Source organism: Shewanella decolorationis S12, from assembly GCF_000485795.1.
Lineage (GTDB): Bacteria > Pseudomonadota > Gammaproteobacteria > Enterobacterales > Shewanellaceae > Shewanella > Shewanella decolorationis.
On the sequence record NZ_AXZL01000061.1, the window covers coordinates 110,832 to 134,665 of the forward strand.

The following is a 23,834-nucleotide window of genomic DNA, read 5'->3' on the forward strand; positions in this document are numbered from 1 at the left end:
GAATATGATTCGAGCGACTGAGAAATCAGCATTTTAGATTTGGGAGAAGTCGGCTCGGATGAGTGGACAAATAAGTGATCAACAATTAGTTGAGCGCGTACAACGGGGAGATAAAAACGCTTTTAACCTGTTGGTGCTTAAATATCAGAGTAAAGTAGTGAGCTTGATTTCACGCTATGTGCGTAACCAAGCCGACGTTACTGATGTGGCACAGGAAGCGTTTATCAAAGCTTATCGAGCTTTGCCAAACTTTCGCGGAGAAAGTGCGTTTTATACCTGGTTGTACCGTATAGCCGTAAACACGGCTAAGAATTACCTCGTGTCACAGGGGCGCAGAGCGCCTGCAAATGATGTAGATGCAGAGGATGCCGAATACTACGAAGGCAGTGATGCGCTAAAGGAGTTTGCCTCCCCGGAGCGACTAATGTTATCGGACGAAATCAAAAAAGTGGTTTTCGAGACATTAGAAACCTTGCCTGAAGAATTACGTATGGCGATTTCGCTGCGTGAACTCGATGGGATGAGTTACGAGGATATTGCCATCATCATGGATTGCCCTGTGGGTACCGTAAGATCTCGTATCTTCCGCGCCCGTGAAGCAATCGATAAAAAACTCCAGCCATTACTGGAAGAGTAACACCCTTAAATTTAGACAGGTGAACAATGGATAAATTAGGTCAAGAATGGGTATCTGCCGCTGTCGATGGAGAGACGGATCTGCAGACTATGGCAGAACTTGCTGCCGATACGCATTCACACAATAAATGGCGTAACTATCATGTGATAGGTGATGCTATGCGGGGCGAATTGCCTCAGACTATGGCGTTAGACCTTTCCGCCAGTATTGCAGCTGCAATCGAACTTGAGCCTGCCATTGTCTCGCCTCAAGTGAGCGCGCCTGAAGTCACAGTGGCTCCACAGCAAGTGGCTGTGAATGCAGGCCAAAGCCGTGTTATGCCCTTATTCAAGCAGTTTGGTCAGTATGCGATTGCCGCAACTGTGGCTATGTTCGCCATCGTAGGCGTACAGAACTTTAACCAAACCGCCGATGATGCCGCGTCGCCATCGCCTGTGCTCATCACCCGTCCTCTGGTCGGTAGTGCGTCGCCAGTGAGCTTACAGACAGGTCCAGTGCAGCAAAATCAGAGCTACACTAACGACCAAATGAACGAGCAACGTCGCCGAATTAATACGTATATTCAGGACCATATGTTGCAACAACGATTGAATACGGGTGCCGTTGTAGAAGACAATAGCGAGGTTATTCCCGTTCCTGTCAATCAGTAGTAAGGAGTTAGCTTGCGTCTAATCCTGTTGGCTTTGTTAGCCTTGGTATTCCCTGCAGTGGCGCAGGAAGATATGCCAGCCAAAGTCTGGCTTGAGAAAATGAGCCAGGCTTTAAAAGAGAAAGAGTTTAAAGCATCGATTATACAACTTCAGGCCGATCATATTCGGCCTTTGGTTTATCTTCACGGTAAGGTGAATAATCAAGAAGTTGCGTTTCTTGAGTACCTCAATGGCCCACCAAAAAATGCGGTCAGAGTGGGCAATCGAGTCACCTTTATCGAACACGATCAACCCGCCTATAGTATCCTTTCTAATCATATTCAGGGCGTATGGCCTGCGGCTTTCTCTTCAAAGATGAGTGATTTAGAAGTGGGGTATCAGTTTGTACTCGGTGGTCGAAGCCGTATTGCGGGACGTCCCGGTCAAATGATCCGTTTATTACCAAATGATGAGTACCGTTACGGTTTCCAAATTTGGCTTGATATGGACACCTATTTGCCTCTTAGATATGACATGCTGACTCAAGATAAACAATTACTTGAACAGCTGATGGTGATTGAGCTAATTGAGTTAAAAGAGCCGCCATCGATTCTGCAGGAAGCTTATAAGCAAGAATGGCCAGCGGTTATTGATCAGGCTGAGCGCCAAGATGGGCAAAATTGGCAGTTTTCTTGGTTACCAGCAGGATTTAGCGTGGTAGTGCGTGATCATCACCGTTTAATTGGCAGTCACGAGGCGGTTGAATATATTGCGTTAACAGACGGTTTAGCCAATATTTCTGTCTATGTTGCACGGGCTGGCTCGACGCCATTACCCGAAGAGTTGATCACTCGTAATGGTTTGTCTTTGGTGTCTGAAAAAGTGGGTAATGCCGAAGTAGTTGCCGTGGGTAAAGTGCCGACCGAAACCTTGGCCCGTATCGCGAAAAGTCTGATGTTAGAATAAGGCCCCTTATCATGATGGAAGAAGTGGCGCGGGTTGTCGCCTGCGATAATCAAGGTTGGCTGACCGTCGAGGTAGAGCTTAAAAGTACCTGTAAGAGCTGCAGCAGTAGCGAGTCTTGTGGTACGTCGGCGGTGGCTCAGGCTTTTTCAGCAAAGACACAACAATTCTCCATTCAAAGTGAACGAACTTGCGAGGTTGGTGAACTGCTAAAACTCGGTTTACCAGAGAGCGTGATCCTGAAAGCGGCGGCCTTAGTTTATTTGATGCCGCTGCTCGGATTATTTACTGGCGCCGTATTTGGCCAGTTTTTCGCAGGTTTGTTGGAAATCAATTCGGATCTCATTGCGATAGCTTTTGCTGCCTTAGGTGCTATAACCGCTTGGTTCTTTGGAAAGCACAAGGCAAAACAACTCGAAGTCGATTCGCAACCTGTCATTTTGGCTTATTTAGGCTCAGAGATCAGTTTAGAAAAATTACCCGTTTAATTTCATGTTGTTATTGATTTTAATCTGGCAATAAACTCCAGCTGAGAGCCACATTTCCCTACTTAAAGAGAAGGATGAGTGAATCTGATTGGTATTGAAACCGCAATCAGGTACAATTTCGCACCTTTGAACCGTATCCATTTTTCAGTATTAGTCATAGCAGCATAATGAAACACATTAGAAACTTCTCAATTATTGCCCATATCGACCATGGTAAATCGACGCTATCAGATCGTCTTATTCAGGTTTGTGGCGGGTTAAGCGACCGTGAAATGGATGCGCAAGTTCTTGATTCTATGGATCTAGAACGTGAGCGCGGTATCACGATTAAGGCCCAGAGCGTCACGTTGGAATACAAAGCCAAAAATGGCGAAACTTACCAACTTAACTTTATTGATACCCCTGGCCACGTTGACTTTTCCTATGAAGTATCTCGTTCATTAGCCGCCTGTGAGGGTGCGCTGCTCGTGGTGGATGCGGGTCAAGGCGTTGAAGCTCAGACGCTCGCTAACTGTTACACCGCGCTGGATATGAATCTGGACGTGGTACCTATCCTGAACAAAATCGACTTACCCCAAGCCGATCCTGAGCGCGTAGCCGCTGAGATTGAAGACATCGTGGGTATCGATGCGATGAACGCTGTGCGTTGCTCGGCCAAAACCGGCGTGGGTATTGACGAAGTATTAGAAGTCATCGTTGATCAAATTCCACCGCCAGAAGGCGACCCAGAGGCGCCGCTACAAGCGCTGATCATTGACTCTTGGTTTGATAGTTACTTAGGCGTTGTTTCTCTCGTACGTATTAAAAACGGCGTGCTGAAGAAAGGCGATAAGTTTAAGGTGATGTCTACTGGACAAAACCACACCGCAGATCGCGTAGGTATTTTCACGCCTAAACAAACTGATAAAACCGAGTTGAAAACCGGTGAAGTAGGTTTTGTTATCGCGGGTATTAAAGAAATTCATGGTGCACCTGTGGGTGATACCTTGACGCTGGCGAAAAATGGAGCAGATAAGCCATTACCTGGCTTTAAGAAAGTGAAGCCTCAGGTATACGCTGGTGTGTTCCCGATTTCTACCGATGAATATGAAAATTTCCGCGATGCGCTGAACAAACTCAGCCTCAACGATGCGTCATTATTCTTCGAACCTGAAAGTTCATCAGCGCTAGGTTTTGGTTTCCGTATTGGCTATTTAGGCTTGCTCCACATGGAAATCATTCAAGAGCGTTTAGAGCGTGAATACGATCTTGACCTTATCACGACGGCGCCTACCGTAGTGTATGAGGTGCTGTTGACCAGTGGTGAAACCATCTATGTTGATAACCCTGCAGACTTGCCGGCGATTAACAACATCGAAGAGATGCGTGAGCCAATCGTTGAAGCTAACATCCTGGTGCCAAAAGAATACTTAGGTAACGTGATTACCCTGTGTATCGAAAAACGCGGTACCCAAGTGAACATGGTTTACCACGGCAATCAAGTGGCCGTAACTTACCACCTGCCAATGGCTGAAGTGGTGATGGACTTCTTCGACCGCTTAAAATCAACCAGCCGTGGTTATGCATCGTTAGAATATAACTTCATCCGCTTCGATCCTGCTGACATGGTGCGCTTAGACATCTTAATCAACGGCGATCGCGTAGACGCATTGGCGATGATTATTCACCGTTCAAACATTCGTCACCGTGGTTTGGCGCTGGTTGAGAAGATGAAAGAGCTGATCCCACGTCAGATGTTTGATATCGCGATTCAAGCCGCTGTTGGCAGCCAAATTATTGCCCGTTCTACCGTAAAAGCCTTACGTAAAGACGTAACGGCTAAGTGTTACGGTGGTGACGTTTCCCGTAAGAAGAAACTCTTGAATAAACAAAAAGAGGGTAAGAAACGGATGAAACAAGTGGGTAACGTTGAGGTGCCGCAAGAGGCGTTCTTAGCAGTACTTAAGCTAAACGAGTAACACTCGAGATAACACAATTTAGCTATTATTGCGCCGCAGTTTGCGGCGCTTTACTTAGCTTATCGTATGTTTTGTGGTGTTTTTTTAGAAATACGGTAAGTTAACTAAAGTTCGCGAGTCGAAATACAATAGTCGCTGAGTTTAGATCTTTACATTTCAAGGCAGGAGTTCAATAAGCAATGGCAGCCTATTTTTCCATTATTTTAGTGCTAGTCACCCTGATTTCTGGGTTGATCTGGTTAATCGATGTGCTGGTATTTGCGCCTAAACGCCGCGAAAGCTTAGCTTTAGCCAAGGCTTCGCAGGCTAATTTAACCGAGGAAGCCGAATATAACATCATCCGCGAACCCACAGTGGTTGAAACCGCGCACTCCATCTTCCCTGTAATTGCCTTCGTGTTGATCCTGCGCTCGTTTATTTATGAACCCTTCCAAATTCCCTCCGGCTCTATGATGCCAACCCTGTTAGTGGGTGACTTTATTCTGGTGGAAAAGTTTAGCTATGGCCTAAAAGATCCCGTATGGCGCACTAAACTGATTGAAACGGGCGAGCCGAAACGTGGCGATGTGATTGTGTTTAAATACCCTGAGAACCCTCAGATTGACTACATCAAGCGCGTAGTGGGTTTACCGGGCGATCGGATTATCTACCGCAACAAGCAGTTAATGATCCAAAAGGCCTGTGGCGTAGAGCAAACAAATTGCCCTGAGCCAGAACTGGTGGCGCGTACCGAAATTAGCCGTGGCGACTTCGACTTCGATGGCGTGCCATTGATTCGTTATAAAGAGCAACTCGGTGAAGTGGCCCACGATATTTTAATCAATCCAAGCCGCCCCGATATGATTGGATACTTCAAGCGTGAAGGGAATTTACCTGCGGGTGAGTTCCTTGTGCCAGAGGGCCATTATTTTGCGATGGGCGATAACCGCGATAACAGTACCGACAGCCGTTTCTGGGGCTTTGTCCCTGAAGAGAATCTTGTCGGCAAAGCGGTCGCTATTTGGATTAGTTTTGAGTTTGACCGTTCTAAAGCCGACTTCCTACCCACTTGGGTGCCAAGTGGCGTGCGTTTTGAACGAGTAGGTGGAATTCACTAGTATGGAACCGATTAAAAATTTGCCACGTTTGTGTCGTACTTTGGGTTATGAGTTCAAGAACCTTGAGCTCCTCACCCAAGCATTGACCCACAGAAGTGCGGCAAATAAGCACAATGAGCGGTTAGAGTTTTTAGGCGATTCGATTTTATCGATTGTGATTTCTGATGCCTTATACCATCAGTTTCCTAAGGCGACTGAGGGTGACTTGAGCCGGATGCGCGCGACCTTAGTGCGTGGTGATACGCTCACCTTGATTGCTAAGGCCTTTAAGCTTGGGGATTATTTATTCTTAGGCCCCGGCGAGTTAAAGAGCGGTGGTTTTAGACGTGAGTCCATCTTGGCCGATGCGGTCGAGGCGATTATCGGCGCAATCTACTTAGATTCCGATCTCGAAGTGTGTCGTAAGTTATTACTGCATTGGTACGCCGAGCGTTTGGCCGAGATCCAACCCGGCGTGAATCAAAAAGACGCGAAAACCTTACTGCAAGAATATTTACAAGGGTTAAAGAAGCCGCTACCCGATTACCAAGTAATCAACATAGAAGGCGATGCCCACGATCAAACATTCACCGTTGAATGTCGTATAGATGACTTGAGCGAAAGCGTGATTGGCGTAGCGAGTTCGCGCCGTAAAGCCGAGCAGATTGCCGCGGCTCAAGTATTGGAGTTACTGAAGAAATGACCAAAAAAACAGACTTGCCAGCTGTCGATGCCGCTAACGCGAGCAATGAGCCGAGCTTAGATGAATTACTGGCAAGGATGAATGCAGCGAGCGCGGCGGCGCCGTCTGTTCACTATGATGTGACCTACTGTGGCATGGTGGCCATTATTGGCCGTCCTAACGTGGGTAAATCGACCCTGCTGAACCGTTTGCTTGGGCAAAAGATCAGTATTACCTCGAAAAAACCGCAAACGACGCGTCATCGCATCATGGGTATCCATACCGATGGTCCACGCCAAATCGTGTTTATCGACACACCGGGTCTGCATATTGAAGAGCAGCGTGCAATTAACCGTTTGATGAATCGCGCGGCGGCGAGCTCGCTTGCCGATGTGTCTATGGTGATTTTTGTGGTCGATGGTATGACATGGACCGCCGATGATGAAATGGTGTTAAGTAAACTACGCCGTGGTGGTGAAGAGCGTAAAACCGTGTTAGCCATCAACAAAGTCGATAATATCAAAGACAAAGAAGCGCTTTTCCCTTATTTGGAAGAAGTGGCCAAGAAGTATCCCTTCGATGAAATCCTGCCGATTTCGGCCAGCAAGGGCACCAACGTTAAGCGTATTTTAGAGATGGCGGCAGAGTCTCTCCCAGAAAATCCCTTCTTCTTCCCAGAAGATTATGTCACCGACCGTTCGCAGCGTTTTATGGCGTCTGAAATTGTCCGTGAAAAACTGATGCGCTTCCTCGGCGATGAATTGCCCTACGATGCGACGGTTGAAATCGAGCAGTTTAAGATGATGGAAAACGGCGTTTATCAAATCAACGCCCTGATCTTGGTTGAGCGTGAAGGCCAAAAGCGGATGGTGATTGGTAGCAAAGGTGAGCGCATTCGTACCATCGCCACGCAAGCGCGCCTCGATATGGAAACCTTGTTTGATAACAAAGTGTTCCTCGAAGTGTGGGTGAAGGTCAAATCCGGTTGGGCCGATGATGAACGTGCCCTGCGAAGCCTAGGCTACGGTGACGATTAATCGTTACTGATAATAGGCCGAGCCTGACCATGAACGAGCGCGCAGACCGATGAAACGGGGGTATGTTTTGCATCATCGCCCTTACCGGGAGTCTAGCGCGCTGGTCAATCTCTTGGTTGACGGTATTGGTCGTGTCGATGCCGTCGCGCGTGTTGGAAGCGGTAAACGCTCCATCAAAAGTATCCTCCAGCCCTTTCAGCCGCTGATTTTTGAATTTAGTGGCAAGTCTGAACTCAAAAACATCAGCCAAATTGAAGCGGCCGCGCCAGCCGTGCCTTTATCGGGTTATAGCCTGTATGCTGGCATGTATATCAATGAATTGCTGATGCGCACCCTGTCGGTTCACCATAATGCTGAGGCGTTATTCCTCATCTACCACCAAGCCTTGGTCGGGCTCGCGGCGCAATTTTGCGAGTCGAAGCTACGCTACCTTGAGCTGGCGCTTTTGCGGGAACTTGGGGCCATGCCATCCCTTATCCGCGATACTCAGGGCGAACCGCTGATCCCTGAACATTACTATCAGCTCGTGCCAGAACTTGGTTTTCAATTTGTGTTGAACAGCAGGGCAAAGCATACCTATCAAGGCGCGATGTTAACCGCACTTAACGATAATCAATTGTTGCAAGAGCAGTTTTTAGAGGCCAAACGATTGATGCGGTCTATGCTGCAACCCTTGCTCGGAAATAAGCCGCTGGTGAGTCGACAGTTGTTTATTCAAGCGACAGCCTCAAATATAGATGGGAATAATTAGCCCTAGCTCCTGTTTTTTACTGTCTGTCCCAGTACAATAGGGCGCAAATCAGCGTTAATTCTAGCCTTACAAACATAAAGGAGTTCCCGATGAGCCGTATCTTATTGGGTGTTAATATCGACCATATTGCGACCCTGCGTCAGGCTCGCGGCACCAGTTATCCCGATCCTGTCCATGCAGCGGCGGTTGCCGAGCATGCGGGTGCCGACGGTATCACGATTCATTTACGGGAAGACAGACGTCATATTATCGACCGCGATGTGTATCTGCTGGCGAAAACCTTAAAGACGCGAATGAACTTTGAGTGTGCCGTAACAGAAGAAATGCTCAACATCGCCTGCGAAGTCAAACCGACCTACGTTTGCTTAGTCCCTGAAAAACGCAAAGAAGTGACAACTGAAGGTGGTTTAGATGTGGCTGGACAATTAGATAAAATCACTGCCGCGGTAAGCCGTTTAGCAGCCAATGGTATTCAAGTGTCACTGTTTATCGATGCTGATAAGACACAAATCGATGCCGCTGTCGCCTCTGGTGCACCACTTATCGAAATTCATACCGGTTGCTATGCCGACGCTAAAACAGCTGAAGAAGAAGCCAAAGAGCTTGCGCGTATCAGCGAAATGGCGAAATACGCCCACGGCAAAGGCTTAGTCGTGAATGCAGGCCACGGGCTGCATTACCACAATGTTAAGCCGATTGCGGCGATCCCTGAGCTGTATGAGCTCAACATCGGCCATGCCATTGTCGCGCGTGCGGCCATTGATGGCTTAGCGACAGCGGTTAAAGACATGAAAGCGCTGATGTTAGAAGGTCGTCGAGGCGAATAATGGCAATCGTTGGGCTTGGCACTGATATAGTTGAAATCGAGCGTATCACGGCCCATGTGGCACGTTCCGGCGATAAGCTGGCCAAACGTGTGCTGACAGAGGCTGAGTTTGAAATCTATCAACAACATAGCCAACCGAGCCGCTATTTGGCCAAACGCTTTGCTGCAAAAGAGGCTGCTGCTAAGGCCTTGGGGACTGGGATTGGTCGAGGGGTGTCTTTTCAGCATATTCATATCGGAAATACGCCGGATGGTGCGCCGACGATTGATTTTACACAAGGAGCGCAGCAGCGTTTAGCTTTGCTCAATGGTGTGGTTGGGCACATTTCAATCGCAGATGAAAAATCCTACGCTATTGCGACGGTTATCCTCGAATCTCGCTAGTCTCTAACCCATTAGTACAAAGGGAGCTTTAAGCTCCTTTTTTATTACCTAAATTACCTAGCAACAATTTTGTTACTTTTTACTGTTCAGTCTCGCGTTTTTGGGCTAGGTTAGGTCAAAAGTGGTATTTAAACAAAAATTTGCAGGGACTGAGTAAAAGGAGCCCAAGATGAAATCCGCCGTTGAGCAGTTATCAACCTATAAAAGTGTGCACTTGAATCCGCGCAATATTCGAACCCATTTCGTTGGCATCCCATTAATTATATGGTCGGCTTTCCTATTATTAGCGACTATCCGTATTCCACTTGGTAGTGCAGGCGATGTGAGTTTAGGTGTGATTTTAGGGGCTGGCGTGCTGGTTTATTACTTTCGCTTACATGCTAAGTTAGCGATTGGTCTGGCCCTGTTTATCACTCCCGTCGTGTATTCAACAGAGTTAGTGGCCTCCTCTCCCAATGCATTTTGGTTAGCCATATCGGTATTTATCGTTGGTTGGGTTTTTCAGTTGATTGGCCATCAATACGAGAAGGCCAAACCCGCTTTTGTGGACGATTTAAACCAACTACTAATTGGCCCGTTCTTCTTAATGGCCGAAGTGTATTTTCTCTTGGGGCTTGAAAAAGAGTTAGATGCCGAGATTACACCTATCGCTATCGAAAAGCGCCGAGCACTCGATAGCAAAAAAGTGTAGCTTTTGGTTTTATAGACTTTTGTCATGGCTTCTGCACGGCTAATAAGTTACAACTCAATAAGTAAATCAATTAGTTGTGCATTCATATCTTCCGACTCGAATGTTGCTGTGAGTGATACATTATCTTTTCGATAAAATACTTGTTCGAAATTATCTTCCGAATCTTGGTTTTTTGATAAGAAATCAGATTTAGTGATGGGAATGTTGTAGTTTTTCAATGTTTGTATAAATTCGTCTTTGTTTTGATTTCTAGTTAGTGACTCTGTAAACCGAATTTTACTGACTTTTCTTGCCTCAATATCATTAATGCCGATAAGAATGTTTTCATTAGCGATGATCCATTGTTCATTACGTGAGGAGTCAACCTGATTAGGTATTTTTATAATGTTGGAAAGTTGAGAGGGGCTTAAGATAAATTCATCCTTGTTTTTATTTTCGATAAATTGTTTTATTTTATTGTTGTCAAACTCATTGAATTTTATCGAAGTGAACTTGCCGCTGTTTTCTCGTGGAACAAACGAATATCCAGTTAACATCTCTGCTGTTTCATGTCTATTGTTTAAACTGAAGGTTTCGAAGTGCAATATTAGCTTATTGTTTTTTCCATCGAGGTGATAATCGTTGCCTTCTTGTTCTATTTTCTCGAGCGACAGTATTTGCGCTAACTTATCTTTAAATTGTATATTGCCATCAATAATCCAGTTATCTTGGTCATAATTATCACTAGGCTCAATCATATTGCTGCCATGATTATTTAGAATGCTCTGGTTTTTATCAATTCTAACAATCTGGCTGTTTTTTGCATAAATCCACAGTGTTCTACCGTAAACATAGGCTGTTGAACCGTCCTGCATAGACAATTTTACGCTCTCTGGTCCCATCAATTGGTTTATAGATGACTCCGGCTCACCATTACTTAAGCCATAAGCATGATTCAATGTAATATTCGCTGCTGGAGCAAGGTGGTTTTCAGCTTGTTTATATTGACTGACGTTGTTTGCGAATTCTACATTAACCTCTTCGGTCTTTTGTATAATCTGCTGACCTTTGTTGTTATACGGCGTAGGTTTCGTTGTTAAACTTCGATCTTGGCATAGCTTGATATTTTTCACTGTGGTGAGAATTTTAAATTTCTTAACATATACTTTATTTTTGATGGGTTTACTCTCAAAAATACCCAGGTTAATTTTTTCAATAATAATAGCGTCGGCGCCTTGTGATAGTGCATCTTGTTGAATGCTTGAAAGCATATTTTCTAGATATCTTCCATCAAATGACGTTATGTTAGCGTCTTTACTTTCTAAGAGTTCATTTTCATTTAATTCATACGTGTAGTTGTTATTTTTTGTAGCTATTACTTTGTATTCACATTTTGGATAATAATCCAGGATTTGCGGAAGTCCGTCTGCTGCCAAAGTAAAGGAGGGCGAAAATAGAATGAATGAGAAAACTAAGTATTTAAACATGTTTCATCCTTGAGAGTTTAATCGTATCGTGGAAGCAGCATTAAGACTATGCAGTTAAGTTTATTTACTATCAAAGATTTAATCTTGTTGCAAGCTTGTTATGTCTAATGGTGTATTCCTACGATTAGATAAGGATGGCCTTTAGAAAAAATTAACGCGTAAACAAAAGGCAAATTAAAAAGTGAAGAGAAGGTAGTTAGAGTTTTCTCTTAAAAATCTATAATGTATTGAAAATGCTGAAGTTTTTTAGCGACTTAGATAACATTATAACTAATGGTATCTAAGTCGTACGTGGTATTTTGGGCTATTTGCTAAGGGTTAAATCAACCATGCATTTGCCGTAGGGAGGTAATCTAGTTACTTTTGAGACTGATAATGCTGTGGAATGATCCGCACTGTTTTGACCATATTATCCGCGACTTCAATCACTTCTAATGGGTAACCCGCTAGGCGCAGGCTAGTGTTCTCGGCGGGGATATCCTCTAAATACTCTAAGATCAAGCCATTGAGGGTTTTGGGGCCATCGGTTGGGAAATCCCATTTCATTTCTTTATTCAAATCACGGATAGTGATACTGGCATCGACTAAGTAGCTTCCATCCTGTTGGGCTGTAATATCTTCACTCGGCGTGGCCAACATAGAGGTGGTGAAGTCGCCGACAATTTCTTCGAGAATATCTTCAAGTGTTACCAATCCTTGGATATCACCGTATTCATCGACCACAAGACCGATGCGCTCTTTATTGTGCTGAAAGTTGGCTAATTGCACATTGAGCGGTGTTCCTTCGGGAATAAAGTAGAGTTCTTTTACCGCACGTAGCAATGAGGATTTACTGAACTGCTCTTTTGATTGTAGGCGCAGTGCGTCACGCAGATGAATAAAACCAACAGCATCGTCAATGGTATCTCGGTATACCAACACTCGAGTATGCGGGCTTTGGATCACTTGGCGATTGATAAACTTAAAATCATCGTTGACGTTAATCGCATAGATATCCGAGCGCGGCACCATGATGTCTTCAACGGTCACTTTTTCTAAATCGAGAATTGATAACAGCATCTCTTGGTGGCGTTGGGGGATCAAGGCGCCAGCCTCATGTACGACCGTCCTTAACTCTTCTTGGCTAAGTGCATCGCTGCTGCTGATGGTTTTGATACCAAAGAGACGCAGTATGCCTGTAGTGATCCAGTTAACACTGCTGACCACGTAGGCAAAAATCGTTGATAAGCCAATAAGCAAAATACTCGATGGGAAGGCAATACGTTCCGGGTTCAAGGCGGCGATAGTTTTTGGGGTGACTTCGGCAAAGACCAAAACGACCAAGGTCAGTACCCCTGTGGCGACCGCGACGCCTAAATCGCCCCAAAGGCGCATCCCAATAATGGTCGCAATGGCTGAGGCGAGAATATTAACGAGGTTATTACCTATCAGAATCAAGCCAATTAAGCGGTCAGGACGTTCGAGTAGCTTGAGGGCGCGTATCGCACCTTTATGGCCGTTTGAGGCGAGATGCCTTAACCGATAGCGGTTAAGGGTCATCATGGCGGTTTCAGAACCTGAAAAGTAGGCAGAACAAAGGATAAGCACTAGTAAGAAAATGAGGAGTGCGCTTGTCGATATAGCGTCCAAAAATAGGCTCCAATCAGGCCGATAAGGTTAAGTTGATACCGAGAAATAAACGGGGTGTCAAGTCAGCTTAGGGAATTAGCGCCTAAGCTGACTTGGAATTATTAACTAAGAATTAACTCTTTGACAATCCGAGCGCCAAAATAAGCTAAGGATAACAAGGTCGCACCGGTTAAGGTGTAAATGACCGCGGTGCGAATTTTACAGCCGACCCAATACTGCTGCCATAACATGGCGATATACACAAACCACGCGATGATAGACAGAATCGCCTTATGGCCTTTGCCATCGGCAAACATATCATCGAGGAAGATAAACCCAGTGGCGAGGGATAAACTCAGTAAAATCACCCCAATAATCACCAGATGATAGAGCTGTTTTTCTACCGTCATCAGCGGCGGAATGCCTGGGCTTAGCATTAATTGTTTCTTCTTGAGTTTATTTTGGATCATCGCCAGCTGAATCGCGTAGAGAGCGGCGATCATCAGGGCGCTGTATGCCATAAGAGAGAGTACAACGTGGGCCAAAACCTCAGGATACAGCTCAAAGTGAGTAATAAACTTAGGCGGTAATAACCAGAGTAGGGCTACAGAGAGCACAGAACAGGCGTAAACCACTGGCACAACCACAATCACTTTTAGCCTAAACATCATCACGGTAAAGGTGAAGGCGATGATCCAGTTCACTAACGAGATCACATTAGTGAGGCTGAAGTTTTGTCCATCGGTCGTAAAAATCGCTTGAGACAGGGCGGCAGCGTGTAAAATCACGGCGATGGCGGCGACACCGGCAACGGCCTTACGATTAGGACCTTCAGGATGGAACAGTCGACTTGTCACTAATACCAATGCGATGCAATAAAAAAACATGGCTGAGGCAGAAAAAATGACCATGGGTAATTAACCTATTCGTGTTGTTAATGGTGCCTTGAAAACGGGGCATACAGATCAATATTTTGCCTAGAATAACATGAGCCGTCGGCAAATGGGCAGTGACATAAGTTACAAAATTTAGCAGATTCTTATTGTTAGACGTAAATAGTCGTAGGCGAATCGCAAAATATGACCTAAAGCAGGTTAGTTGTCGAAGTTAACGCAAGTAGGGCATAGCAGTAGCATAATACGCCCGCATCGTTATAATACAGCCCATTAATCGAGATCCTAAAGGTATAGAGCAGGACGATGTTTGAGAATCTAACCGACAGACTGTCACGCACGCTGAAAAATATCAGTGGCCGTGGTCGCTTAACCGAAGAAAACGTTAAGGAAACCCTGCGCGAAGTGCGTATGGCGCTGCTGGAGGCCGATGTTGCCCTGCCTGTGGTGCGTGAATTCGTTAACAATGTAAAAGAACGTGCCGTTGGTCAGGAAGTGGCGAAAAGCTTAAGTCCTGGTCAAGCCTTTATTAAGATTGTTCAAAGTGAACTTGAAAAATCCATGGGCGAGGCCAACCAAGCTCTGGATTTAGCCACTCAGCCGCCAGCTGTGGTGATGATGGCGGGTCTTCAAGGTGCGGGTAAAACGACCAGCGTTGCCAAATTAGGTAAGCTGCTGCGTACGCGCAATAAAAAATCGGTATTAGTCGTCAGCGCCGACGTTTACCGCCCAGCGGCGATTAAACAGCTAGAAACCTTAGCGACCGAAGTCGATGTGGAGTTCTTCCCATCGGATGTGAGCCAAAAGCCAATCGATATCGCTAAGGCGGCCATTGCCCACGCTAAACTTAAATTTATCGATGTGGTAATCCTCGACACCGCGGGTCGTCTGCACGTCGATGAAGCCATGATGGATGAAATCAAGGCGCTACATGCGGCGGTTAAACCGATTGAGACACTGTTTGTGGTCGACGCCATGACAGGTCAAGACGCGGCAAACACAGCCAAAGCCTTTAACGAAGCGCTGCCGCTCACTGGTGTGATTTTAACTAAGGTTGACGGTGATGCGCGCGGCGGTGCGGCATTATCGATTCGCCACATTACCGGCAAGCCGATTAAATTCCTCGGTGTTGGCGAGAAGACCGATGCCCTAGAGCCTTTCCATCCCGACCGTATCGCCTCACGTATTCTTGGTATGGGCGACGTATTATCGCTTATCGAAGAAGTTGAGCGCGGTGTCGATAAAGACAAGGCGATGAAGCTGGCTTCTAAAGTGAAGCAGGGTGGAAGTTTTGATCTCGAAGATTTCCGCGAGCAGCTACAGCAGATGAAAAACATGGGCGGCATGATGAGCATGATTGAAAAGCTGCCCGGTGTGGGTCAATTGCCACCCGATGCCCTAGCGCAAATCCAAGACGGTAAAATGACCCGTCAAATGGAAGCCATCATTAACTCAATGACGGCGAAAGAACGTAAAAACCCCGATTTAATCAAGGGTTCACGTAAGCGTCGTATCGCAGCGGGTTCTGGCACGCAAATTCAAGACGTGAACCGTTTATTGAAACAGTTTACCCAAATGCAAAAGATGATGAAAAAGATGTCGGCCAAGGGCGGCATCCAGAAGATGATGCGCGGAATGCGTGGTATGATGCCTGGCGGCATGAAATTTCCGGGCCGTTAATTCTGGCGATTTTCATCAAAGTTGATGTTTTATCAGTTGGTTGATTCTATTTGAAATGAGGCGGGCAATCCTTGGCTAGGTTTAATAATCGCCAGATTGGGTTGCATTCGTTGAAAAGTCAGGTAAAATCTTCCGGCTTTCTATCTGGGACTCTTCGCGAACACGGGGTTCCAGTTTTTATTTTTGCTTCAAGCAAATCATTAGAGGATTGAAAACGCATGGTTACCATTCGTTTAGCTCGTGGTGGCGCTAAAAAGCGTCCATTTTACAACATCGTTGTTGCTGACAGCCGTAACGCTCGTGACGGTCGTTTCATTGAGCGTGTTGGTTTCTTCAACCCATTGGCTCGTGGCCAAGAAGAAACTTTACGTTTAGACCTAGCTCGCGTTGAGCACTGGGTTGCGAACGGCGCTGCGACAACTGATCGCGTAGCAAAATTGATCAAAGACGCTAAAGCAGCTGCTTAATAGCGTTAAGGTATAGATTGATGAGCAGTAACCAACAGCCAGTCGTACTGGGGAAATTAGGCTCCTGTCATGGCATTAAAGGTTGGCTGAAAATCACCGCCTATACCGATTCTGTTGAAGGTATCTTTGACTATTCACCTTGGCTTATTAAAGAAAATGGTGAATGGCGCGAAGTAAAAGTCATTCAGTGGCGTTACCAAGGCAAGGCGGTTGTCGCCGAGCTTGAAGGTGTCACCACGCGGGAGCGAGCACAAATGCTCACCAATTGCGAAATTGGGATCCTGCCAGAGCAGATGAACGATTTGCCAGAAGACGAGTTCTATTGGCGTGACCTCATCGGTTGTGAAGTGATTAATACCAATGGCTACAACATGGGTGTTGTCGATCAAATCGTGGAAACCGGTTCGAACGACGTGCTTTTAGTGAAAGCCAACGCGAAAGATAGCTTCGGCAAAGTGGAACGTATGCTTCCCTTTGTCCCAGGGCAATTCATCTTAAAGGTGGATGTCCAAGGTAAACAGATTTTAGTGGATTGGGATCCTGACTTTTAAGTCGAGGTACAACATATGTGGTTAGGGGTAATAACCCTGTTCCCAGAAATGTTTCGTGCCGTAACAGACTTTGGGGTTACGGGTCGTGCCGTGAAGAACGGTCTGCTTGAGTTGCACACGTGGAATCCTCGCGATTTCACCCATGATAGACATAGTACGGTAGATGACAGGCCTTACGGCGGTGGTCCTGGTATGTTGATGATGGTGCAACCCTTACGCGATGCCATCCATGCTGCGAAAGCGGCGGCAGGCGAAGAGGCAAAGGTGATTTACTTGTCACCTCAAGGACGCAAGCTGGATCAGCAAGGCGTTACTGAGTTGGCCAAATCATCCCGGTTGATTCTGGTGTGTGGTCGGTACGAAGGTATTGATGAACGCATCATTCAAACGGAAGTGGATGAAGAATGGTCGGTTGGGGATTACGTGCTTTCGGGCGGCGAATTACCTGCAATGACCTTGATAGATGCAGTATCGAGATTGGTTCCTGGCGTGCTAGGAAAACAAGCTTCGGCGGAGCAAGATTCTTTCTCCGACGGTTTACTGGACTGTCCTCATTACACGCGCCCTGAAAGCTTAGATGGACTCGATGTACCCGCAGTACTGCTAAGTGGCAACCACGAACAAATTAGACTCTGGCGTTTGCAGCAAAGCCTTGGTAGGACTTTTCTAAGACGACCAGAATTATTTGAAAATCTAGCTCTGACTGACGAACAATCGACTCTTTTAGCGCAGTTCGTTGAAGCAATGGACAAGAATGCTTAGTCGTAGCTCAGTTAATTCTAGAACGGAGTAAGTTATGAACAACATCATTAAAATGCTCAACGATGAGCAAATGAAACAAGACGTACCTGCGTTTGGTGCTGGTGATACAGTAGTAGTTCAGGTTCGTGTTAAAGAAGGTGATAAAGAGCGTTTACAGGCTTTCGAAGGCGTTGTAATTGCTAAACGTAACCGTGGTCTGCACTCTGCATTCACAGTACGTAAAATCTCTAATGGCGAAGGTGTTGAGCGTGCATTCCAAACGCACAGCCCTCTGATCGCTAGCATTGAAGTTAAGCGTCGTGGCCGCGTTCGTCGCGCCAAACTGTACTACTTACGTGATCGTTCAGGTAAATCTGCACGTATCCGTGAAAAGCTGGCTACTAAGTAATAGTACCCGCTACAGAAAACAAGACGTAGTGTTCGCACAGAAAACCGCCCTCGTGGCGGTTTTTTGTTGCCTAAAGTTTATCTTTTTAGCCATTTCGAGTGCGTTTAAGGCTTTCTACAGACAACCACTACCACTATGCCTTCAAGTCTTCGCCTTGTCTAAAGCGCGTTTAACTCCCGCTGAATGAACAGATAGTTAATGTGATGGGTATAAATGCTGAATTTGTTAAATTCTTCCTTGATCTTATGCCAATTAATAGGCATATTGGTCGCTCGCTGTAATGGTGTATCATTACGATATTACATGGTGGCTTCGGCTATTTATTCTTCCCCGCAGCGGTTTGAGATCCAGACTCCTGATCACATGGGGATATGACTTCAGTTTTAGGTGGTAAGCATGCAACAGGATACGATCAATAACGTACACATCAGTTCAGAGAAAGTTCTTATTACACCGCAGGAGCTAAAAGCGGCTCTGCCACTCTCTGAGCACGCGTATCGTTATATCCTCAATGCACGCAAAACCGTGGCGGATATTGTCCATAAGCGCGATAACCGCGTGCTTATCGTCACCGGACCTTGTTCTATCCATGATATCGATGCCGCCAAGGAATACGCCTTAAAGCTTAAAAAGTTACACGATGAACTCAGCGATGAGTTTTACATCTTAATGCGAGTGTACTTTGAGAAGCCACGTACCACAGTGGGGTGGAAGGGGATGATTAACGACCCTGATATGGACGAATCCTTCGATGTCGAGAAGGGCTTAAAGATGGCCCGTGAGCTGATGATTTGGTTGGCCGAACTCGAACTGCCTGTGGCAACCGAAGCGCTCGATCCTATCAGTCCGCAGTACATCTCAGAATTAGTGACTTGGTCAGCCATTGGTGCCCGTACGACTGAGTCGCAAACCCACAGGGAAATGGCGTCGGGTTTATCTATGCCCGTTGGCTTTAAAAATGGCACAGACGGTAAGCTTGATGTAGCCATTAACGCGCTGAAATCGGCGGCCAGTAGCCACAGATTTATGGGGATTAACCAACAGGGCCAAGTGGCGTTATTGCAAACCGCGGGAAATCCAGATGGGCATGTGATCCTCCGCGGTGGCGCAACGCCAAACTACGATGCGGCCAGTGTAGCCGAATGTGAGGCGCAGCTTCATAAGGCCAAACTCAATGCTCGTCTTATTATCGATTGTAGCCATGGTAATTCCTCTAAGGATTACACCAGGCAAGTCCCCGTGTGTGAGGATGTATTTGACCAAATCTACAACGGCAATAAGTCCATAATTGGCGTGATGTTAGAGAGCCATTTAAACGAAGGTAATCAAAGTTGTGATAAACCATTGAGCGAATTGGCCTATGGGGTTTCTGTGACAGACTCCTGTATTAATTGGGAAAAAACCGAAAGCGTTTTACGTGCGGGCGCATCGAAGTTATCTTCGATATTAGCAACGCGTTTCGATATGCTCAAAGTGGCCAATGCTTAAGAGTTAATCTTAAGAGCCGAATGTTTAAACACCTTATTTTAGGTGTGTAGTGGACTGATAAGATGAACGAAAAAACCACAACTGAATTAGAACACCTTCGCGGCCTTATCGACGGCGTCGACCAGCAATTGCTGCATTTACTGCGTAAACGCTTAGATTTAGTCGCGCAGGTGGGCACGGTTAAACACGCCGCAGGCCTGCCAATTTATGCGCCGCAACGTGAAGCGGCAATGTTGGCAAAACGCCGCGAAGAAGCCAAAACCATGGGTATTGCGCCGCAACTAATTGAAGATATTTTGCGCCGCTTGATGCGTGAGTCCTATCTCAACGAGAAGGATGTCGGCTTTAAGCAAGTGAAAAACGATCTCGGCTCGGTGGTGATTGTCGGTGGTAAGGGCCAACTTGGTGGGCTGTTTCAACAAATGCTGTCGCTCTCGGGTTACCAGGTCAAAGTGCTGGATAAAGACGACTGGCAGCAAGCGGAAACCTTATTTGCCGACGCCGGATTAGTATTGGTGACTGTGCCTATCGCGATCACCTGCGATATTATCCGTGAAAAACTGACCCAATTACCGCAGGAATGTATCTTAGCCGACTTAACCTCGATCAAGACTGAGCCTATGAATGCCATGTTGGCCGCTCATAAGGGGCCCGTTGTCGGGTTTCATCCCATGTTTGGCCCCGATGTCGGCAGTTTGGCTAAACAGGTGGTTGTGGTGTGCCATGGGCGTGAAGCCGATAAATACCAATGGTTACTCGAGCAAATTGAAATTTGGGGCGCACGGATTGTCGAAGCAGAACCTGAACGTCACGACAATGCGATGCAGCTGGTACAGGCGATGCGCCACTTCTCGACCTTTGTGTATGGCTTGAATCTTTGCAAAGAAGAGGCGGATATCGAAACCCTGCTGCAATTTAGCTCACCTATCTATCGCTTAGAACTCGCCATGGTCGGGCGTTTGTTTGCCCAAAGCCCAGAACTCTATGCCGATATTATTTTTGCCCAGCAGGATAGCCAACATGCGATTGGTGATTATTTGGATAACTATCGCGAAGCATTAGAGTTGTTAAAACGGGGCGATAGGGACGCGTTTATCAGCCAGTTCCAAACGGTGGCAAAATGGTTTGGTGATTTTGCACCTCAGTTTCAGCGTGAAAGTCGCATGATGCTGCAATCGGTAAATGATATGAAAACAAACTGATAATGAATAAGTTACCCATAAAAATGCCCATCTTTGATGGGCATTTTTTTATGCTTTTTGTGCTGGTTCAATTGTATTAATTAGTAATTGCTTAAGGTGATCTCCCTCTAAGAATTGACATACAAAGAAAGAAAACACTGTCGCTTATTTTCGCTTTCGGTAGACTAATTTTAAACATGCAAAAATAAAGCATGAATTTAAATTAGGAGTCTATCCATGTTTTGTATTCAGTGTGAGCAAACTATTCGTACCCCAGCTGGCAATGGTTGTAGCTATGCCCAAGGCATGTGTGGCAAATTGGCCGCGACCTCAGATCTGCAAGACTTGTTAATCTATATGCTGCAGGGTGTTTCAGTGTATGCGACTAAGGCGCGTGAACTGGGCGTCATTAACCCTGAGGTGGATACCTTTGTTCCTAAAGCTTTTTTCTCGACCTTAACCAACGTCAACTTCGATGATGAACGCATCATCGCCTATGCTAAGCAGGCGGCTGAGTACCGTGAAAGTTTAAAAAATGCCTATGAAGCGGCGTGTGAAGCCGCGGGTAAACAGGCTGAATCGCTCCCGTCTGTGGCACAATTTGTATTGGGCACCAGCAAGCCTGAAATGTTGTCGCAAGCGCCTGTCGCCTTACTCAATAAAGATAAAAATGAGGTTCATGAAGATATCCTTGGGCTGAGACTACTGTGCTTATATGGCCTTAAAGGGGCTGCGGCTTACATGGAACACGCCCGTGTTTTAGGTAAAACCGATGCTGAAATTGCTGGTCGTTTCCATGAGATTATGGCGTTTCTCGGTGAGCCGAGTGTCGATGCTGACAAACTGTTCACCACGGCCATGGATATTGGTCAACTGAATTACCGCATCATGGCCATGCTCGATGCGGGCGAGACCGAAGCCTTTGGTCATCCTGAACCGACTGTCGTCAACACTAAAGCCGTTAAAGGCAAAGCGATTCTGGTTTCTGGCCATGATATGAAGGACTTAGAGCTTATCCTCGAGCAAACGGCAGGCAAAGGCATCAATGTTTATACCCATGGCGAAATGCTGCCCGCGCTGGCGTATCCCGCCTTTAAAAAATATGCCCATTTAGTGGGTAACTACGGCAGTGCCTGGCAGAACCAGCAAAAAGAATTCGCTAATTTCCCTGGTGCCGTAGTGATGACCTCAAACTGCATTATTGACCCGAATGTGGGCCAATACAGCGACCGTATCTTTACTCGTAGTATCGTGGGTTGGCCTGGTGTGACCCATGTAATTGGGGACGATTTTTCAGTTGTGATCGACAAGGCGCTCGCACTCGATGGCTTCCAATACGATGAAATCCCTCACAATATCACCATCGGTTTTGCCCGTAATGCCTTAATGGCCGCAGCACCGACGGTGGTGGAAAACGTGAAAAACGGTTCTATCAAACACTTCTTCTTAGTTGGTGGTTGTGATGGTGATAAGTCGGAGCGGAGTTATTTCACCGATTTAGCGAAATCGGCGCCAAAGGATTCCGTCATCCTGACCTTAGGTTGTGGTAAGTACAAATTCAACAAGCTGGAATTTGGTGATATCAATGGTATTCCGCGCTTACTCGATATTGGCCAATGTAACGATGCCTATTCGGCTATCCAGTTGGCTATCGCGTTATCACAAATCTTTGAATGCGATATCAATGAATTACCTTTGAATCTCGTGCTTTCATGGTTTGAGCAAAAAGCCATTGTCGTGCTGCTGACACTGTTGTCACTCGGGGTGAAAAACATCCGCACCGGCCCAACGCCGCCAGCGTTTTTAACGGCCAATCTCGCCAAAATTTTGGAAGAAAAATTTGGTCTGCGTAACACCACCACAGTTGAAGCCGATCTGAAGACCATGCTGAACGTGGCCTAGGCTGATTGATGTATGGAGTCACTGCGGCTTTGCGCTAAAGCCGCAGTGTTATGGATACAAAGACGATGAATATCAGTACTATGCAAAATATCATGCCAAGTTCCGTTTTATCTTCTGCGCCTGCAAGTGTTGTGGGCTTTAGCCAGTTAGTGTGTGTGGAGCGCTGGAACGAAACCGCCGATGTGGTGAGTTTTCGTTTTCAAGCCGGTGAGCCGATGAAGTTTGATTATAAGCCTGGGCAATTTATGACCTTAGTGCTAGAGATCAACGGTGAGCAGGCTTGCCGCAGTTATACCTTGTCCTCAACCCCTTCGAGACCCTATTCCTTAATGTTAACCATTAAGCGAGTCGATGGCGGACTGGTGTCGAATTACTTGATTGATCATTTACAACCGGGGCAAACGGTACGAGTCCTGCCGCCGACGGGGCAGTTTAATCTGTTTGATATTCCTGCAAAAAAATACCTATTTTTGAGTGCAGGCTGTGGGATCACGCCCATGTATTCGATGTCGCGTTATTTAACTGATAGCCAAATAAATGCCGACATTGCCTTTGTGCACAGCGCTCGCACCCAGGCCGATATTATTTTTAAAACCTCATTAGAGACCATGGCTACGCGCCATCGAGATTTTAAGCTGCGCTACATTATTGAGGATGTCACCGCTGACACGGCTTGGCATCCCGAGGCGGTATTGCATGATGTCGGCCGTTTAAGTGCCGATAATCTACGAGATTTAGTCCCCGATTTTGCCGAGCGAACCGTGTTTTTGTGCGGCCCAGAGCCTTATATGCAGGCGGTCAAAACGATTCTAGCTGAGCTTAACTTCGATATGACTCAGTTGTATCACGAGAGTTTTGCCACAGCGGTGAAAGAGGCGCAATCCCGCGTAAAACAAGCCGAAATGCAGGCTGAAGCTCCTGTGAGTGGCAGTAACAGCTTTATGTTATCCATTGGCGATAAAAAGCGGGCTTTAACGGCCGAGCAAACTTTACTCGAGGGGATTGAAGCCGAAGGCTTGCCGATAATTGCGGCTTGCCGTTCAGGCGTATGCGGCGCGTGCAAATGCCGAGTGCTCGAAGGGGAGACTGAGTCCACAAGCAGTATGACCTTAACGCCTACCGAAATCGAAGCCGGATATGTGTTAGCTTGCTCGACTAAACTCAAGTCAGATGTGACGCTATCTTTGACCTGACATTAGGGCGTGTTGACGTTTCAGGGTTATTTTTGCAGCAATTTGGCTGGCTTTTATGCAAGGCAAAGTCCGTGCAGTGTAGTTATTCTACATAAACGGACGATAACGCGGCAGAAAAGCCAGCCAAATGCTG

The 23,834-nt window shown here is 46.3% G+C and carries 24 protein-coding genes; 21 read left to right on the forward strand and 3 right to left on the reverse strand.

Annotated features, from left to right (window positions below):
• Positions 1 to 58: 58 nt before the first annotated feature.
• The 12 genes from rpoE (at position 59) to SHD_RS08925 (ending at position 10,122) form a co-directional block, all read left to right on the forward strand.
• Positions 59 to 637 carry an RNA polymerase sigma factor RpoE gene (gene rpoE, locus SHD_RS08870; RefSeq protein ID WP_011623604.1) on the forward strand — a complete coding sequence of 193 codons (579 nt, stop codon included), beginning with the start codon at positions 59 to 61 and terminating at the stop codon, positions 635 to 637.
• Positions 638 to 663: 26 nt separating this feature from the next.
• Positions 664 to 1,287 (forward strand): sigma-E factor negative regulatory protein, encoded by a 624-nt coding sequence (locus SHD_RS08875; RefSeq protein ID WP_023266795.1) that lies wholly within the window; start codon positions 664 to 666, stop codon positions 1,285 to 1,287.
• 12 nt (positions 1,288 to 1,299) lie between these two features.
• Positions 1,300 to 2,232 (forward strand): MucB/RseB C-terminal domain-containing protein, encoded by a 933-nt coding sequence (locus tag SHD_RS08880; RefSeq protein ID WP_039977946.1) that lies wholly within the window; start codon positions 1,300 to 1,302, stop codon positions 2,230 to 2,232.
• An 11-nt stretch (positions 2,233 to 2,243) separates the two neighbouring features.
• A complete protein-coding gene (locus tag SHD_RS08885) occupies positions 2,244 to 2,717 on the forward strand; it encodes a SoxR reducing system RseC family protein (protein WP_023266797.1) in 474 nt (157 codons plus the stop codon).
• Positions 2,718 to 2,884: 167 nt separating this feature from the next.
• Positions 2,885 to 4,675, forward strand: a complete 1,791-nt coding sequence (lepA, locus tag SHD_RS08890; protein ID WP_023266798.1) for a translation elongation factor 4 — start codon at positions 2,885 to 2,887, stop codon at positions 4,673 to 4,675.
• A 179-nt stretch (positions 4,676 to 4,854) separates the two neighbouring features.
• Complete coding sequence (lepB, locus tag SHD_RS08895; RefSeq protein ID WP_023266799.1) at positions 4,855 to 5,772, forward strand: signal peptidase I; 918 nt, start codon at positions 4,855 to 4,857, stop codon at positions 5,770 to 5,772.
• Position 5,773: 1 nt separating this feature from the next.
• A complete protein-coding gene (gene rnc, locus SHD_RS08900) occupies positions 5,774 to 6,454 on the forward strand; it encodes a ribonuclease III (RefSeq protein ID WP_011626882.1) in 681 nt (226 codons plus the stop codon).
• Positions 6,451 to 7,470 carry a GTPase Era gene (gene era, locus SHD_RS08905; protein ID WP_011623597.1) on the forward strand — a complete coding sequence of 340 codons (1,020 nt, stop codon included), beginning with the start codon at positions 6,451 to 6,453 and terminating at the stop codon, positions 7,468 to 7,470. The genes rnc and era overlap by 4 nt, the downstream gene beginning before the upstream one ends.
• 49 nt (positions 7,471 to 7,519) lie before the next feature.
• Positions 7,520 to 8,221, forward strand: coding sequence for a DNA repair protein RecO (recO, locus tag SHD_RS08910; RefSeq protein WP_023266800.1), 702 nt, complete (start codon positions 7,520 to 7,522; stop codon positions 8,219 to 8,221).
• 89 nt (positions 8,222 to 8,310) lie between these two features.
• Positions 8,311 to 9,048 (forward strand): pyridoxine 5'-phosphate synthase, encoded by a 738-nt coding sequence (gene pdxJ / locus SHD_RS08915; protein WP_023266801.1) that lies wholly within the window; start codon positions 8,311 to 8,313, stop codon positions 9,046 to 9,048.
• On the forward strand, positions 9,048 to 9,431 hold the full coding sequence (gene acpS, locus SHD_RS08920; protein WP_011626879.1) for a holo-ACP synthase: 384 nt from the start codon (positions 9,048 to 9,050) through the stop codon (positions 9,429 to 9,431). Before pdxJ ends, acpS begins: the two co-directional genes overlap by 1 nt.
• 169 nt (positions 9,432 to 9,600) lie before the next feature.
• The gene (locus tag SHD_RS08925; protein WP_023266802.1) at positions 9,601 to 10,122 is read left to right on the forward strand and encodes an Mpo1 family 2-hydroxy fatty acid dioxygenase; all 522 of its coding nucleotides are present in this window, start codon (positions 9,601 to 9,603) and stop codon (positions 10,120 to 10,122) included.
• Positions 10,123 to 10,169: 47 nt separating this feature from the next.
• Here the strand turns inward: SHD_RS08925 and SHD_RS08930 are convergent, their stop codons facing one another.
• From SHD_RS08930 to SHD_RS08940, 3 genes are all read right to left on the reverse strand, one after another.
• Positions 10,170 to 11,588: a hypothetical protein gene (locus SHD_RS08930; protein WP_023266803.1), complete on the reverse strand. Its 1,419-nt coding sequence runs from the start codon at positions 11,586 to 11,588 to the stop codon at positions 10,170 to 10,172.
• Between the two features lie 357 nt (positions 11,589 to 11,945).
• The gene (locus tag SHD_RS08935; RefSeq protein WP_039977947.1) at positions 11,946 to 13,217 is read right to left on the reverse strand and encodes an HlyC/CorC family transporter; all 1,272 of its coding nucleotides are present in this window, start codon (positions 13,215 to 13,217) and stop codon (positions 11,946 to 11,948) included.
• 101 nt (positions 13,218 to 13,318) lie between these two features.
• Entirely contained in the window at positions 13,319 to 14,107 is a 789-nt protein-coding gene (locus SHD_RS08940; protein WP_011717866.1) for a cytochrome C assembly family protein, read from the reverse strand.
• Between the two features lie 288 nt (positions 14,108 to 14,395).
• On the opposite strand from SHD_RS08940, the gene ffh reads away from it, so the two are divergent.
• The 9 genes from ffh to SHD_RS08985 all read left to right on the forward strand — a co-directional run bounded on the left by ffh (position 14,396) and on the right by SHD_RS08985 (position 23,701).
• Positions 14,396 to 15,769, forward strand: a complete 1,374-nt coding sequence (ffh, locus tag SHD_RS08945) for a signal recognition particle protein (protein WP_023266805.1) — start codon at positions 14,396 to 14,398, stop codon at positions 15,767 to 15,769.
• Positions 15,770 to 15,987: 218 nt separating this feature from the next.
• The gene (gene rpsP, locus SHD_RS08950) at positions 15,988 to 16,236 is read left to right on the forward strand and encodes a 30S ribosomal protein S16 (protein WP_011071566.1); all 249 of its coding nucleotides are present in this window, start codon (positions 15,988 to 15,990) and stop codon (positions 16,234 to 16,236) included.
• A gap of 20 nt (positions 16,237 to 16,256) precedes the next feature.
• Positions 16,257 to 16,787: a ribosome maturation factor RimM gene (gene rimM / locus SHD_RS08955; RefSeq protein WP_011717865.1), complete on the forward strand. Its 531-nt coding sequence runs from the start codon at positions 16,257 to 16,259 to the stop codon at positions 16,785 to 16,787.
• Between the two features lie 15 nt (positions 16,788 to 16,802).
• Complete coding sequence (trmD, locus tag SHD_RS08960) at positions 16,803 to 17,549, forward strand: tRNA (guanosine(37)-N1)-methyltransferase TrmD (protein ID WP_023266806.1); 747 nt, start codon at positions 16,803 to 16,805, stop codon at positions 17,547 to 17,549.
• A gap of 34 nt (positions 17,550 to 17,583) precedes the next feature.
• A complete protein-coding gene (rplS, locus tag SHD_RS08965; protein ID WP_006080791.1) occupies positions 17,584 to 17,937 on the forward strand; it encodes a 50S ribosomal protein L19 in 354 nt (117 codons plus the stop codon).
• A gap of 396 nt (positions 17,938 to 18,333) precedes the next feature.
• Entirely contained in the window at positions 18,334 to 19,425 is a 1,092-nt protein-coding gene (locus SHD_RS08970) for a 3-deoxy-7-phosphoheptulonate synthase (protein ID WP_023266807.1), read from the forward strand.
• A 62-nt stretch (positions 19,426 to 19,487) separates the two neighbouring features.
• Positions 19,488 to 20,627, forward strand: coding sequence for a bifunctional chorismate mutase/prephenate dehydrogenase (tyrA, locus tag SHD_RS08975; protein ID WP_023266808.1), 1,140 nt, complete (start codon positions 19,488 to 19,490; stop codon positions 20,625 to 20,627).
• Between the two features lie 216 nt (positions 20,628 to 20,843).
• Positions 20,844 to 22,508 (forward strand): hydroxylamine reductase, encoded by a 1,665-nt coding sequence (hcp, locus tag SHD_RS08980; protein WP_023266809.1) that lies wholly within the window; start codon positions 20,844 to 20,846, stop codon positions 22,506 to 22,508.
• A 50-nt stretch (positions 22,509 to 22,558) separates the two neighbouring features.
• On the forward strand, positions 22,559 to 23,701 hold the full coding sequence (locus SHD_RS08985) for an FAD-binding oxidoreductase (RefSeq protein ID WP_023266810.1): 1,143 nt from the start codon (positions 22,559 to 22,561) through the stop codon (positions 23,699 to 23,701).
• Positions 23,702 to 23,834: the final 133 nt, after the last annotated feature.